Origin of the sequence: Saccharothrix luteola (genome assembly GCF_020859565.1) — a bacterium.
GTDB classification, from domain to species: Bacteria; Actinomycetota; Actinomycetes; order Mycobacteriales; family Pseudonocardiaceae; genus Actinosynnema; species Actinosynnema luteola.
Genome location: NZ_JAJHUO010000041.1, coordinates 59184 through 73098, shown reverse-complemented (window position 1 = coordinate 73098; position 13915 = coordinate 59184). Strand labels below are relative to the sequence as shown.

Annotated in this window: 13 protein-coding genes; 1 reads left to right on the top strand and 12 read right to left on the bottom strand. The window is 73.2% G+C overall.

Translation table 11 applies throughout. The features are described 5' to 3' along the window. Positions 1–68: 68 nt before the first annotated feature. A complete protein-coding gene (locus LNK82_RS41200) occupies positions 69–1286 on the bottom strand; it encodes a pectate lyase (RefSeq protein ID WP_230572306.1) in 1218 nt (405 codons plus the stop codon). Between the two features lie 227 nt (positions 1287–1513). Between LNK82_RS41200 and LNK82_RS41195 the strand changes: the two genes are divergently transcribed. Next, on the top strand, positions 1514–2359 hold the full coding sequence (locus LNK82_RS41195) for an SDR family oxidoreductase (protein ID WP_230572305.1): 846 nt from the start codon (positions 1514–1516) through the stop codon (positions 2357–2359). A gap of 15 nt (positions 2360–2374) precedes the next feature. Here LNK82_RS41195 and LNK82_RS41190 read toward each other — a convergent pair whose 3' ends face one another. The 11 genes from LNK82_RS41190 to LNK82_RS41140 all read right to left on the bottom strand — a co-directional run bounded on the left by LNK82_RS41190 (position 2375) and on the right by LNK82_RS41140 (position 13903). Beyond that, entirely contained in the window at positions 2375–2926 is a 552-nt protein-coding gene (locus LNK82_RS41190) for a GNAT family N-acetyltransferase (RefSeq protein ID WP_230572304.1), read from the bottom strand. After that, positions 2923–4395 carry an ABC transporter ATP-binding protein gene (locus tag LNK82_RS41185; protein ID WP_230572303.1) on the bottom strand — a complete coding sequence of 491 codons (1473 nt, stop codon included), beginning with the start codon at positions 4393–4395 and terminating at the stop codon, positions 2923–2925. The genes LNK82_RS41190 and LNK82_RS41185 overlap by 4 nt, the downstream gene beginning before the upstream one ends. After that, positions 4392–5162, bottom strand: coding sequence for an ABC transporter permease (locus LNK82_RS41180; RefSeq protein WP_230572302.1), 771 nt, complete (start codon positions 5160–5162; stop codon positions 4392–4394). Before LNK82_RS41180 ends, LNK82_RS41185 begins: the two co-directional genes overlap by 4 nt. Further along, positions 5159–6103 carry an ABC transporter permease gene (locus LNK82_RS41175; protein ID WP_230572301.1) on the bottom strand — a complete coding sequence of 315 codons (945 nt, stop codon included), beginning with the start codon at positions 6101–6103 and terminating at the stop codon, positions 5159–5161. The genes LNK82_RS41180 and LNK82_RS41175 overlap by 4 nt, the downstream gene beginning before the upstream one ends. Next, positions 6100–7635: an ABC transporter substrate-binding protein gene (locus tag LNK82_RS41170; protein WP_230572300.1), complete on the bottom strand. Its 1536-nt coding sequence runs from the start codon at positions 7633–7635 to the stop codon at positions 6100–6102. The genes LNK82_RS41175 and LNK82_RS41170 overlap by 4 nt, the downstream gene beginning before the upstream one ends. 10 nt (positions 7636–7645) lie before the next feature. After that, a complete protein-coding gene (locus tag LNK82_RS41165) occupies positions 7646–8458 on the bottom strand; it encodes a class I SAM-dependent methyltransferase (RefSeq protein WP_230572299.1) in 813 nt (270 codons plus the stop codon). Continuing rightward, positions 8455–9636, bottom strand: coding sequence for an MFS transporter (locus LNK82_RS41160; protein ID WP_230572298.1), 1182 nt, complete (start codon positions 9634–9636; stop codon positions 8455–8457). Before LNK82_RS41160 ends, LNK82_RS41165 begins: the two co-directional genes overlap by 4 nt. Beyond that, on the bottom strand, positions 9633–10661 hold the full coding sequence (locus LNK82_RS41155) for a dipeptide epimerase (RefSeq protein WP_230572297.1): 1029 nt from the start codon (positions 10659–10661) through the stop codon (positions 9633–9635). The genes LNK82_RS41160 and LNK82_RS41155 overlap by 4 nt, the downstream gene beginning before the upstream one ends. Next, positions 10658–11716: a PLP-dependent cysteine synthase family protein gene (locus LNK82_RS41150; RefSeq protein ID WP_372470782.1), complete on the bottom strand. Its 1059-nt coding sequence runs from the start codon at positions 11714–11716 to the stop codon at positions 10658–10660. The genes LNK82_RS41155 and LNK82_RS41150 overlap by 4 nt, the downstream gene beginning before the upstream one ends. After that, entirely contained in the window at positions 11713–12549 is an 837-nt protein-coding gene (locus LNK82_RS41145; protein WP_230572296.1) for a Rossmann-like domain-containing protein, read from the bottom strand. Before LNK82_RS41145 ends, LNK82_RS41150 begins: the two co-directional genes overlap by 4 nt. Before the next feature lie 97 nt (positions 12550–12646). Continuing rightward, positions 12647–13903, bottom strand: a complete 1257-nt coding sequence (locus LNK82_RS41140; protein WP_230572295.1) for an ATP-grasp domain-containing protein — start codon at positions 13901–13903, stop codon at positions 12647–12649. Between the last annotated feature and the right edge of the window lie 12 nt (positions 13904–13915).

Sequence of the window (13915 nt, the reverse complement as noted above, 5' to 3'; positions counted from 1 at the left end):
GGGGGGGGGGGGGGGGGGGGGGGGGCCGGGGGGGGGGGGGGGCCCCCCCCCCCCCACCGCCGGTGGCACTACCGCTGGGTGATGTCGGACGGCGAGTAGAAGCAGTTCCTGCCGTCCGCGCCCTCACCGATCTTCTTGGGCTCGGAGCCCTTCGGCACGCCCTGGTACTTCTCGCAGATCACCGTGCTGCCGTAGACGGTGATGCGGGAGAAGCGGGCGGTGTCGCCCCAGTTCGTGTTGATGCCCGCCAGCACCTTGGTCGACCGCGCCGTGACGCCGTCCATGACCACGTGCCGCTGGTAGGACGTCGAGCAGTTGCCGCAGGCGCGGTAGAGCTTGCCGCTGCTGTGCACCTGGAAGTTGCGGATGGTCACGGTGCCGGCGCCGTTGTGCTGGAACACCTTGTCCGCGCCCGACTTCGCGCCGCCGCCGTCCACCAGGTAGGTCGCGGAAGCGCTGGAGCTCTTGAAGGTGGCGGCGTCCTCGCCGACGTCGTTCCACCAGACGTTGCGGATGGTGCAGGAGCCCTCGCAGTGGATGCCGTCGCCCGCAGGGGCGTCGATGATCACGTTCTGGATGGTGCCGCCGTTGGCCACGACGAACATCGGGTCCTGGCTCTCGCCCTGACCGCCGTCACCGATGCCGTAGTACCGCTTCATCCCGCCGTCGAAGAACGTGCCGGCGTTGCGGGTGGTGGGGGTGTGCACGCTGCCCGTGTCCGTGGGCCAGGGGCCGCTGCCGTCGCCGCCGCCACCGGGGTTGGTCGTCGTGGTGGTGGTCGTGGTCCGACTGGTGGTGGTCGTCGAGCGTGAGGTGGAGGGGGAGACGGACGTGCTGGTCGGGGAGCCGGTGCACGTCACCCCGTTGAGCTTGAACGAGGTCGGCGCGGGGTTCGAGCCGGACCACGTGCCGTTGAAGCCGGGGGTCGTGCTCGCGCCGGTGGCGAGGGAGCCGTTGTAGCTCGCGTTGCGGACGGTCACCGTGCTGCCCGACTGGCTGAACTCGCCGCCCCACAGCTGGTCGACGCGCTGGCCGGCCGTGAAGGTCCACTCCAGGCTCCAGCTCGACAGGGCGTCACCCAGGTTGGTGATCGTGACGTTCGCGCCGAACCCGCCGCCCCACTGGTTCGTGACGGTGTAGTCGACGCGGCACCCGACGGCCGCGTAGGCGCTCTGACCGCCGGCCACCACCATCGCCGCGGCCACCGCCGTCACCGAGGCCGCGGCCGTGATCGCCGCGAACCGACCGGTCAGCTTTCTTCTGCGCGTGCCAGTAACCGAGTTCATGCATCGCCTCCTTGCGAGCAGGGCCATTCTGGGAGCGCTCCCAGGAAGGGTAACCCTGCGCGGTCACATTTGTGTAGAAGGTTCATGCACGTGAATTGGTCGGCTTGTTCCGCGACTGTTTCGACGAATTCGCGAATAGTCGTCGAATAGGGATCGCGTGCACGAGGTGCACAGGTGCCCCGGCCCGGTGGGAGACTGCGTGAAGCCTGTCGAGAGGAACCCGGAGCATGTCCCTGATCGCCGTCACGGGTGCCACCGGGCACCTCGGTGGACGTGTCGCCCGCCGCCTCGCGGAAGCCGGGCACGCCCAACTGCTGCTCGTCCGCGACCCCGCCCGCGCGCCTCAGCTGCCCGGGGCGACCGTGGCGAAGGCCGGGTTCGCCGACGGCGACGCCGTTCGCCGAGCCCTCGACGGCATTCCGACAGTCCTGATGGTCTCGGCCTCGGAATCGCCCGACCGGGTGGACCAACACCGCGCCTTCGTCGACGCCGCCGCGGCGGCGGGGGTCGCCCACCTCGTCTACATCTCGTTCACGGGAGCCGCGCCGAACTCCACCTTCACGCTCGCCCGCGACCACTGGGCCACCGAGCAGCACGTCGAAGCCAGTGGCCTGGGGTTCACGTTCCTGCGCGACAACCTCTACGCCGACTACCTGCCCGCCATGGTCGGGGACGACGACGTGCTGCGCGGTCCCGCCGGCGACGGTCGCGTGGCCGCCGTGGCGCGGGACGACATCGCCGACGCCGCCACCGCCGTGCTCACCGACCCCGACACCCACGCGGGCCGCACCTACGACCTCACGGGTCCGGCGGCGCTCACCTTCCACGACATCGCCGACGTGCTGTCCGAAGCCACGGGCCGGACGATCACCTACCACCCGGAGACCGTCGAAGAGGCCTATCGCTCACGCGCCGCGTACGGCGCGCCCGACTGGCAGCTCGACGCCTGGGTCTCCACCTACACCGCCATCGCCAACGGCGAGCTGTCCGGCGTCCGAGACGCCGTGCCCGTTCTCACCGGCCACCCCGCCACGTCGTTGGCGGACCTGCTCCGCCGACGACGTGACGGGTGAGCGGACTCAGCGCACTCAGCGTGCCAACGGGATCTCGAAGTGGACGGTCTGGAAGCTAATCGGGTCGCCGTCACGCGCGTCGTGCACCTCCTCGGCCATGGACCTCCAGAACGGCTCGGCCCCCGCGATCCGGGTGTCGGTGTGCAGGTACAGCCGGTCGTAGCCCGGCGTCCCCGCGACGAACGCGGTGGCCAGGTCGACCAACGCCCGCGCCAACCCGGAACGGCGGTGCTCGGGCCTCACGTACACGCGGAACAACTGCGCCGTGCTGCCGTCGGGGTAGCGCGCGGCCAGCCAGGCCGGGTGAGGCGGGCTGGCGGGCGCCGTGGCCCGCACCCCGGTCGTCCCCACCACTTCGTCACCCTTGACGGCGACGAACAACGCGTGCCGGTCGGGCCGCAGGTAAGTGCCGTCGAGGTCGACCACGTCACGGTGCCACTCGGGTCGGTAGCCGTAGCCGAACTCCTGGTAGAACGTGTCCAGCATGACGCTGCGCGCGCCGTCCACGTCGGCGGGCGTCGCCAGGCGGACCTCGTAAGGCCCTACTTCGCGGTGGTACGAGGTCATGTCTTCTTCTCCTCTGTTCCTTCCATCGAGCGGCCCAGCAGGCCGATGGTCACCGGATGGGTGGGGGAGCCCAGGACGTCGCCCGCCGGCCCGTGCTCGACGACGTGCCCGCGGTGCAGCACGGCGACGCGGTCGGCCAGCCGCGCGACGACGGCCAGGTCGTGGCTGATCAGCACGACGGCGCAGGTGAGCGCGGCGAGCTGGTCGAGCAGACTCGCCTGGGTCAGGGTGTCGAGGCCGGAGGTGATCTCGTCGCACACCAGCACGTCCGGCCGGGCCAGCAGCGCCCGCACCAACGCCGCGCGTTGCAGCTCGCCGCCGGACAGCCCGGCAGGCTTGCGGGTCACGGTCGCCTCGTCCAGCCCGACGGCCGCCAGTTCCGCCAACGCCGCCGCACGCGGGTCGGCGACGCCGCCGAGCCGCACCGCGGTCCGGCTGACCTGGTCCAGCACGGTCCGGTAGGCGTCGAACGACGCACGGGCGTCCTGGAACACGTACTGCACCGCCGCCAACTGCGCCCGTGACCGGCGGCGCAACGACCGGGGCAGCGGGCGCCCGTCCAGCAGCACGTCACCGGTGAACCCCGCGTGCAGCCCGGCGACGCACCGGGCCAGCGTGGTCTTGCCGCTCCCGGACCGCCCCACGACGGCGAGGCACTCGCCCGCGCCCACGCGCACGTCCACGTCGTGCAGCACGGTCGTGGCACGGTGCCGCGCCGTCACCGCCCGCGTCCGCAACCGGACCGGCTCGACCGGCCGTTCGGCGGGCACGGTGACGCGGGGCTGCGCGGCGACCAGTGCGGCGGTGTAGGCCGACCGCGGCCGGTCGAGCACGTCGGCCACCGGCCCCGCCTCCACCACCTGGCCCGCCCGCAGCACCACGACCTCGTCCGCCAACGCGCGCACCACGTCCAGGTCGTGCGTGAGCAGCACCAGCGCCACCCCCTGCGCCACGACCGACGACAGCTCGTCCACCACCTCGGCCCGCGTGATCGGGTCCTGCCCGGTGGTCGGCTCGTCCGCGACCAGCACCGCCGGGTCGCCGACCAGCGCCTGCGCCAGCACCACCCGCTGCTGCTGGCCACCGGACAACTCGTGCGGGTACCGGCGCAGCAGCTCCACCGGCACCCGGGCCCGGCGCAACGCGTCGGCGATCAACGAGTCGCGATCACCGGGGTGCAGGGCGGCGATCTCCCGGAACACGCCACCGAGCCGCCGCACCGGGTTCAGCGCCGCCGACGGCTGCTGCGGTACGAACCCGACGCGCCCGGTCACCGTGATCCGCCCGCTCACCGACACACCCGGCGCGTGCTCGCCGAGCAGCGCCAACCCCGTGGTGGTCTTGCCGCTGCCGGACGCGCCGACCAGCGCCACCACCTGCCCCGCCGACAGCGCGAAGCTGACACCGTCGACCAAGGTGTGCGACCCGGCCACCGCGCGCAGGCCCTCCACGTGCACCACCGCCGTCACGTCCGCGCCTCCGCCCGCAACGCCCGGTCGAACACCAGGTTCAACCCCACCGACAACGCCACGATCAGCAACGCGGGCACGACCACCGCCCACGGCTGGATGAACAGCCCCACCCGGTTGCGGTCGACCATGACGGCCCAGTCGGCGGCGTCCGGAGCGACCCCGACGCCGAGGAAGCTGGCCGACGCGACCAGGTACAGCGCACCGGTCAGCCGCACGCCCAGGTCGGCGGCCAGGGTCCGCAGCATCGACCGTCCCGTGTAGACGATGGACGTCCGCCACCACGTCTCGCCCTGCAACCGCATCGCCTCCAGCGCCGGACGTCCGGCGATCTCCAGCGCGGCGGCCCGCGAGATCCGCGCCACGTCCGGGAAGTTGACCAGCGCCACGACGGCGACGAGCACCGTCAGCCCCGGCCCGGCGATCGCCGCCACCAGGATCAGCACCAGCAACGACGGCACCGCGAGCAGCAGGTCCAAGGGCCGCATCAGCACCTCGTCCACGATCCGCAGGCGGGTCATCGCGGCGAGGACGCCCCACGGCACGCCGAGCAGGTACGAGAACGCCGTCGCCACCAACGCCACCAGCACCACCGTCCGCCCGCCCGCGAGCACCTGGTGCCACACGTCCCGGCCGACGAAGTCCGTGCCCAGCGACGAGTTCTCCGCGAACGGCGCGCCACGCGTCAGCTCGTCCGGCACGAACCACGGGCCCACCAGCGCCAACGCCAGCGGCACCAGCACGAGCGACCAGCCGACGCCCCTCACGCGATCGCCACCGATCTCGGCGCGAGCCGGAACACGAGCAGGTCCGCGACCAGGTTCACCACCACCGTGGTCACCGCGAACACCACCGCGAGCCCCTGCACCACCGGCAGGTCGCGGCCCGCGACCGCGTCCACCAGGATCGTGCCGAGACCGGGGATGACGAACACCGCCTCGACCACGATCACGCCGCCGAGCAGCCAGTCGGTGGTCCGCGCCACCTGCTGCACGGCGGGCGCCAGCGCGGTCGGCAACGCGTGCGCGAACCGGACCCGCGTCACCCCGATGCCCAGCCGCCGCGCGTGCCGGACGTAGTCGGACGCCAGCGCGTCGATCATCCCGGCCCGCACGAGCCGGCTGATCGAGCACAACGGCCGCGCGACCAGCACCACCAGCGGCAGCACCAGCACGGCGGGCTGCCCGAGCAGGTCGGCGCCCACCGCCGTGGGCGGCAGCCACCGCAACTGCACCCCGAACAACGCGATCAGCACGACGGCCAGCGCGAACTCCGGGATCGAGTGCAGACCCACGGTCACCGTCGTGACCACCCGGTCCACCGGCCCGCCCTCGCGCAACGCCGCCAGCACGCCCAGCAGCACCGCCGACGGGATCAGCAGCACCAGGGCGAGCACGGCCAGCACGAGCGTCGGCCCCAGCCCGTCGTGCAGGAACTCCGCCACCGGCCGCCCGGAGATCAGCGACACGCCGAAGTCGCCGCGCGCCAACCCCCACAGCCAGTCGCCGAAACGCTCCAGCGGCGGCCGGTCCAACCCCATCGCGGCGCGGATCTGCGCGATCCGCTGCGGGTCCGGGTTGTCGCCCGCCAACGCCACCGCCGCGTCCCCCGGCAACGCCTGCACCAGCAGGAACACCACCGTGACGACGGCGAGCACCTGGACCAGGCCGATCGCCAGCCGCCGGGCCGCGTACCGGCGCAAGCTCATCCCAGCCACACCTTGTCGAACCGCGCCCAGTCGAGCGTGTTCGCGGGCGCGGTGGAGATGCCGCCCACCTTCGGCGCGGCGCCGACGATCCAGTCCGCGAAGCCCCACATCAGGTAGCCGCCCTCGGCGTGCAGGGAGCGCTGCATCTCCCGGTGCACCTCGCCGCGCTGTGCCGCGTCCACAGTGGACACCGCTTTGTCGTACAGCGCGTCGAACCCGGGCCGGGCCCACTTCGTCACGTTCGTGCCCGAACCGCTCAGCAGGCGTTGCGCGACGTGGGTCTCGATCGGCATCGCGCCGGACCGGAAGCTCGACAGCGAGCCGTTCTTGAGCGTGTCGGACCAGTAGCTGTCCTTGTTGCCGGTGACCACCTCGATGGTCAGCCCCGAGCCCTTGACCTGGTCGGCGAACACCGTGGCGGCCTCGACCATGCCGGCCGCGGCGGTGGAGGTGTCCAGCTTGACCGTGAGGCCCTCGGCGCCCGCGCGGCGGATCAGGAACTTCGCCTTGTCCAGGTCGCGCGTGCGCTGCGGGATGTCGTCGGCGTAGTACTGGTAGCCCTTGCCGAACAGGTCGTTGCCCACCTGCCCGCTGCCCGCCAGCACCGACTCGACCAGCTGAGGCCGGTCGGCGAGCAGGAACATCGCCTCGCGCAGGTCCCGGTTGTCGAACGGCGGCCGGTCCAGCTTCATCGCGAACGCCTGCACGGCGCTGTTGGGCGCGCGGTGGATCGTCATCCGGTCGCCGGCCGCGTGGCTGCGCGCGGTGGTCGGGGTCAGGTCGTGCGCGTACTCGACCTGGCCGCCGAGCAGCGCGTTCGCCCGCGCGGACTCCTCGTTGGCGATCACGAACTCCAGCTCGTCCAGGTGGGGCGCGCCCTCCCAGTACCCGTCGTGCCGCTTGAGCAGCACCGACTTGCCCGGCTCGAACGACACGAAGCGGAACGGTCCCGAGCCGACGGGCGTGGTGAAGTCCTCCGTGCCGGCGGGCACGATGTACGCGCCGAAGGCCGCCAACACGTTCGGGAACTCCACGAACGGCCGCTTGAGCGCGAACTCCACCGTGCGCTCGTCCACCGCGCGGCTGTCGGTCAGGTCGATCAGCGCGAGGCTGGACTTGGCCCGGAACGCGCGGGCGGGGTCGAGGATGCGGGCGTAGCTGGCCAGCACGTCGTCCGCGCGCACCGGCTGCCCGTTGTGGAAGGCGGCCTGCCGCAGCGTGATCCGCCAGCGGGTCAGGGTGGCGTCGGGCTCCCACTTCTCGGCGAGCCTGGGCTGCGCGGAGACGTCCGGGCCGAGGTCGGCGAGCTTGTCGTACAGCGCCTTGGACCGGGCGGCCTCCACGAACAGGTTCGCCAGGTGCGGGTCCAGCACCTCCTTGGCGCCGGCGCCCGCGAACGCCGCGCGCAGCCGGCCGCCGTTGCGCGGGGTGGACGCGGAGGAGGTCGGTTCGGCGGTGCCGCACCCGGTGAGGGCGGCGACCGAGAGGCCGGCGGTGAGGCCGAGGAAACCGCGGCGGTTGAGGGAGTGCATGTCGTTCCTTTCAGCGGCGCAGGCGCGCGACGAGGTGCAGGCGGTCTCCGGACAGGACTTCGCCCAACTCGGCGTCGGCCGTCCGCGGTTCGTCGGGTGCCCAGGGAGGTTCGGTGCGCGGCCCCGGCGAGTCGAACAGGGCGAGCACGTCGAAACCGGCGTGGTCGAGGAAGTGCCGCAGCTCCTGCGGGAACAGCAGTCGCCACGCCGAGCGCTGCACGAGCGGCTGCGCGCCGGGCCACCACCACTCCCGCCGGCGGCGCAGCAGCTGTGCGGCGTGGTCGATCCAGAGCCTGGTGTGCGAGGTGTAGGACACGCCTTCCCAGACGACCGTGCGGGTGCGGACGCCGTCGAGCAGTTCGGTGCTGCCCAGGAAGAACGCGCCGTTGCGCATCTCCGCCACCAGCAGGCCGCCCGGTTCGAGGTGGTCGCGGCAGCGGCGCAGGAACTCGTCCAGGTCGGCGTTCGTGTGGCAGTACAGCAGCGCGCTGTCCAGGCACGTGATCACGTCGAAGCGCCGGCCGAGCGCGAACGACCGCATGTCGCCGAGCACGAACTCGACCGCCGGGTGGTGCGCGCGGGCGTGCTGGACCATGCGCTCGGAGCTGTCGAGCCCGACCACCTCGTAGCCGAGCCCGGCCAGGTGTCCCGCGTCGCGGCCCGTGCCGCAGCCGACGTCCAGCAGGGTGCGCCGGGCCCCGGAGTGGTGGTCGGCACCGAACCTGGTCACGACGTCGTGCGCGAACCGGGCGGCGAGGTGGTCGGGATCGGGGAACTGCCGCTCGTAGAGGCCGGGGTTGTCCGTCAACAGGTTCTCGCTCATCGGGCCACCTCTCGTTTCACGGTGAGCGCGCCACGTCGGTGCAGCCAGGCCACGGCCGCCGCGCACCCGAGCCCGACGCCGACGCAGAGCAGTGACGCCAGCGGGGCCGACCGGCCGAACACCCAGCCGATCGCCGCGTTGCCCAGGGCCGCGGCCAGGCCGGAGACCAGGTAGAACACACCGAAGTACGTGCCGGCCAAACCCGTGCGGGCGAACGCGGGGATCAGCTCGTAGACGAACGGGTGCGCGATCATCACGCCGACCGCCAGCAGCAGCGCGGCGACCAGCACGGGCGTGATGCCGCCGAACGGGCCGACGTGGCTCACCGCCGTGGCGACGAACCCCAGCCCCATCACGGCGAGCCCGAGCGCGATGGCCCGACCGCGCGCGAGCCGGTCCAGCGCGCGGGTGAGGCGCACCTGGAACAGCAGCGTGGCCAGGGTGGACACCAGGAACAGCGCCGCGACGGCGAACGTCGAGCCGGACAGCCGCCGCGCCTCCAGCGGCAGCACCAGGTACAGCTGGTTCTGCAGCACGAACATGCCGGTGAGCGCGAAGGTGAACGCCAGGAACCGCCGGTCGGACAGGCACTCGCGCCAGTCGTCCAGCACCGTGCCCCGGTGCGGCGCCGCCGGCCGGTCGGGCAGCACGACGGCTTGCGCGACCGTGAGCGCGGCGAAGATCCCGGCCGCCACCAGCGCCGCGACCCGGAAGTCCCACAGCACCAGCAGGCCGCCCAGCAGCGGCCCGGCCAGCGCGCCCGCCTGCCCGTAGACGTTGAACAGCGCGAACGCGCCCGCCCGGTCGGACGACTCGTCGGCGATGTACGCGCGCACGGCGGGGTTGAACAACGCGCCGGCCAGTCCGCTGAGGACGGAGGCGGCCAGCAGCACCGCCACCGACTCGCCCGCCGCGAACAGCCCGAAGCCGACGGCCCGGACCGCGCAGCCCGCGATGATGACCCGCCGGGGCCCGAGCCGGTCGGCCGCCGAGCCGCCGACCAGGAACAGGCCCTGCTGGCTCAACGTCCGCACGCCGAGCACGGTGCCGATGGCGGCGACCGACAGGCCGAGGTCGCCGAGGTGCGTGGCGAGGTAGGGGATCAGCAGGTAGAAGCCGGTGTTCACGCCGAACTGGTTGACCAGCAGCAGGCGCACGGACAGCGGGAAGCGCCTCATCGGCGCACGACCCCGCCGGAGTCGGTGGCGGGCGCGACGCCGAGACCGGGCGCGCCGGCCAGGCGCAGGGTGCCGTCCTCGCCGCCGATGCCGGTCCACGGGTCGTCGGCCAGCAGCAGGTGGCCGTCCAGGTCGACCCAGCGCGCGTAGCCGGTCAGGTGCACGGCGGGCGCGATGCCCAGCGAGCTGGCCACCAGGCAGCCGAGCATCACGTCCAGGCCGCACTCGCGCGCGACGTCGACGACCTCCCGGGCGGCGGTGATCCCGCCGCACTTGGCCAGCTTGACGTTCACCCCGTCGACCAGACCCGCCAACGCCCGCACGTCGGCGACGGTGGCGGCGTCCTCGTCCGCGATCAACGGCACCGGGCACCGCTCGCGCAACCACGCCAGGTCGTCCCGGTGACCGGGCGGGATCGGCTGTTCCAGCGCGTCGACCCCGGTGAGCCGGTCGACCACCCGCACGGTCTCCTCGGCCGTCCAGCCGCCGTTCGGGTCGAGGATGAGGCGGGCGTCGGGCGCGGCTGCCCGCACGGCGGTGACCCGGGCGATGTCGTCGGCCGAGCCGACCTTGACCTTCAGCACGGTGAACCCGCGCACGGCCAGCGCTTCGGCCTCGGCGGCGGCGTCGTCCGGTGTACCGATGCCGATCGTGTACGCCGTCGGCACGTCAGTCCACTGTGGAATGCCGAGCGACACGTGCACCGGCACCCCGTCGCGCAACGCGGCCAGGTCGTGCAGCGCGGCGTCCACGGCGGCGAGCACGCCCGGCGGCAGCTCGGGCAGGCGTTCCCGGAGTTCCGCGGGGTCCGCGCAGTCGGCGACCACAGGCGCCAGCTCGCGGAGCAGGCCGGTGATCCGCTCCACGTCCAGCCCGTAGTACTGGCTGGTCACGACCTCGCCGTGGCCGCGGACCCCGTCCCACTCCACGACCACGCGCACGGCGTCGCGACGGGCCATCACCGACCGCGAGATGCGCAACGGCGACCGCAGCTCCAGGCCGTACCCGGTCCAGTCGAGCTTCACACCGGCACCCCGACAGCCTTGGGCGCGTAGACCGTCCGGCACCTCGCCCAGCTCGTGACCTCGATCCCGGCGGTGTCCGCGATCTCGACCGGCCGGTCCTCCGGTGTGCCGAGCAAGCCCCGTGCCTGGCAGAAATCGTCGTCGAAGATGGTGCCGAGGTAGCGGTGCGGGCCGTCCGGGAAGATCGTCACCACGGTCGCGCCGGGCTCGACGCGCGCCACCCACGCCGACACCAGGGCGACCGCGCCCGTGCTCCAGCCGCCGGTGACGAAGCAGTCCCGCGCCAGGCGGCGGCACGCGTCGACCACCTCGACCGGGCCGAGCCAGTGCACCTCGTCGAACTCCTCGTAGGCGACGTTGCGCGGGTGGATGCTGCTGCCCAGCCCGCGCATGACCCGTTGCCGGGCGGGCTGGCCGAAGATCGTCGAGCCGACGGTGTCCACGCCGATCAGCCGCACGTCCGGCCAGTGCCCGCGCAGGGCGGTGACGACGCCGGCGCTGTGCCCGCCCGTGCCGACGCTGCACACCAGCACGTCCGCGTGGTCGAGCTGGGCCGCGAGCTCCCGCGCCAGTCCCGCGTACCCGGCGGGGTTGTCGGGGTTGTTGTACTGGTCGGGCCAGTACGCGCCGGGCAGGCCGCGCAGCACGGCGCGCAGCCGGTCCAGCCTGGCCTGCTGCCAGCCGCCGGTCGGGTGCGGCCGGTCCACGACCTCCAGCCGCGCGCCGTGCGCGCGCAGCAACGCGCGCATCGACGGCTCCAGCTCGTGGTCGACTACCAGCACGACCGGGTGACCCAACGCCTGGCCGGCGAACGCCAACCCGAGGCCGAGCGTGCCGCTGGTCGACTCCACGACCACCGCGCCGGGGCGCAGCTCACCGCGCTCCCGTGCGGCCAGCAGCATCGCGACCGCCGACCGCGCCTTCATCCCGCCCGCGCTCAGGCACTCCAGCTTCGCCCAGAACCCGCCGTGCCGGTGGGGCAGCGGCGTGTCGATGCGGGCGACGGGGGTGTTGCCGAGCAGGTCGAACAGGTGGGGGTTGCACCGCACGGTCACCGGGCACGTCCCGGGACGCGGTAGTGGTGCAGCGTGGTCGGGCCGCCGTGCAGCCAGAAGAACGGGTACGGCTCCGCCGACACCGCCGTGACGCCCGAGCCGAGGAACCACGGCACGATCGCGCTCGCGGTCTGGGCGAACACCACCAGCGGCCGATCGGCGGCGGTGGTCGCGCGCAGCAGCGGTTCGAAGCTGCCGTTGCCGACCGTCATGCCGGAGGCCAGCACGAGGTCGCAGTCGGCGACGGCGGCGAGCGCGTCGGTCACGATCGGCTCGTCCCACTCCGTGCGACCGCCCTTGAGGTCGCAGGGCACGTACTCCAGGCCGCGGGCGCGCAGGTGGTGCAGCAGCGAGTTCACCACGCCGACGACCAGCACGCGTTGCCCCGGTGCGGCGTCGAGCAGGTCGACCACCGCGGACGCGCGGGTCATCGACTTGGCCAGCGAGTCGCCGGCGCCGATCACGACGTGCCGCGCGGCGGCGAGGTGGTGCGGGTGGGCGTGCATGAGGTACGCGTCCAGCACCGCCGTGCGGATCGCGGTGTCGGGGTGGGCGAGCAGGTCGGCGACGGTCTCGCCGACGCAGTCGGTCACGGCGGCGTCGTCCGCGTCATCGGGCTCGACCGCGCACGAGCCGACCGCGTCACCGATCCGGACGCTGATCACCGTGTTGCGGTACACCTGGTCACGTGACACGTGCCGCGCGCCCTGCCTCGTGGTGAACGCGACGCTGACCCGGGAGTCGGCCGGGTCGGGTCCCAACGCGCCGGCTCGCGCCAGGGCGGTCAGTTCGGTGACGCCCGACAGGGGGCGCCGGTCTGCCTGCGCCGTCACGCCACGCCTCCCGGCGTTCGGCCCGCGCGCCCGGTTGCGCGGTGGTCGGGGCCGTCGGTGACCGTGGCCCGGTCTGCTCGCGCGAATCCCTGCCCGGTCACGCGATGTCCTCCGCGTAGCGGACGTCCAGGGTGCCGACGACGCGTTCGGCGCGAGCGCGCGCGTTGGTGTCCGGGGAGGTGACCATGACGTGCCCGAGGTAGCTGTTGTTGCTGGTCGGCTCGCCCGCGCGGTGGCCGGCGGGCTTCGCGGCCCAGTCCACCACCTCCGGGTTCGCGGCCAGGGCCTCCACACCGTCGATCCCCGCCACGACCCCTGCCCGCGGCGGCAGCAGGAACTGGACGGCGGCGCTGCGCACACCCGTCTCCCGGGCCCGCAGGTCGGGCCGGCGGCCGACGGCCAGCTCGGCGAACACCGACGGCAGGTCGACACCGGTCACGCGGCGCACCAGCTCCGTGATCCGGTTGCCCGCCGGGCGCGGGTTGACCTCGATCAGCCGGGGGCCGTCGGCGGTCAGCTTGACCTCCGTGTGCGCGACCGCGTGGTCGAGGCCCAGCGCGTCGATCGCGCTCACGGCGGTGTCCACGGCCGCGTCCCGGTCGGCGTCGCTCACCGCGGCCGGGAACATGTGGCCGCTCTCCACGAACCACGGCCGCCCGGCCAGGCTCTTGTCGGTCACCCCGATCACGTAGGTCGTGCCGGCCACCGTCACCGTCTCCACGCTCACCTCGGGGCCGACCAGCAACTCCTCCAGCAGCACGGTCGGCACCCGCTCCTGACCCCGCGCGTTGACCGGGAACGCTTCCAGCGCCAGGTACGCCTCGCGCAGCGCGGTCTCGTCGCCCACCTCCCGCACGTGCATCCCCGCGCACAGGTCGACCGGCTTGACCACCAGCGGGTAGCCCAGCTCGGCGGCGGCCTTCGCGGTCGCGGGCCAGTCCCGCGCCAGCGCGAACCGGGGCCCCGGCACGCCCGCGGCCGAGGTGGTCGCGCGGGTGAGGTCCTTGCGGTAGGCGCGTTCGACGGCCTGCGGGTCCGCTCCGGGCAGGCCGAGGTGCGCGGCCACGGAGGCGACGGTGGAGAGGTAGTAGTCGCAGGACGAGATCACGCCGTCGAACGCCAGCACGCCGTGCACGCGTTCCACATAGGACAGCAGTGACGGCACGTCGTTGGTCTCGGCGGTGAGCACGTTGTCCGCCGCCAGCAACGGGTGCGGGTGCGCGGGCGCGGAGCGCAGGTAGTGCTGGAGGTCGCGGGTGAGGAAGGTGAACCGGTGGCCGGACTCGTGGATCGCCCGTGGGAGCAACGAACTCATCGCGCCGACCCAGCTCTCGATCATCAACAAGTGCGCCACGCGTGCTCCTCC